This window comes from Cohnella baijiui (assembly GCF_020731285.1).
Taxonomy (GTDB): Bacteria; Bacillota; Bacilli; order Paenibacillales; family Paenibacillaceae; genus Cohnella.
In genome coordinates this window covers 1-319 of sequence record NZ_JAJFOW010000191.1, presented here as the reverse complement: position 1 = coordinate 319, position 319 = coordinate 1, and the positions used below count along the sequence as shown (strand labels likewise).

The 319-nt window shown below is 45.1% G+C and carries 1 pseudogene; it reads right to left on the bottom strand.

The features are described 5' to 3' along the window. Positions 1 to 319, bottom strand: a pseudogene (locus LKX83_RS32275) (serine hydrolase); the annotation flags it as partial.

The following is a 319-nucleotide window of genomic DNA, read 5'->3' as shown; positions in this document are numbered from 1 at the left end:
GAAAGAATACAGCAAGCTCTGTCCGGGTGCCTTCTTTTGTAGTTGCATACATTGCATCGGTCAAGATATAGGCGGTTGATCCACCCTTCTTGCCTGCATGCTGAAGCCATTGCTTATTTGCTGGATTTTCCATTATCCCCTCAAGAAGCGGATGAAGGTACGTCTGTACCTCCTTTGAAAAATAAGTGCGGCTATTGATTTTTTGCATCAGCTCAGCATACTCTTTAGCGGTCGCACTAGGAAAACGCTCAGAGTTCATCTTATCTATATCTCCGTCATACCAGCGCTCAATTCCCGATCCGTTTTTGTATGTTCCGTC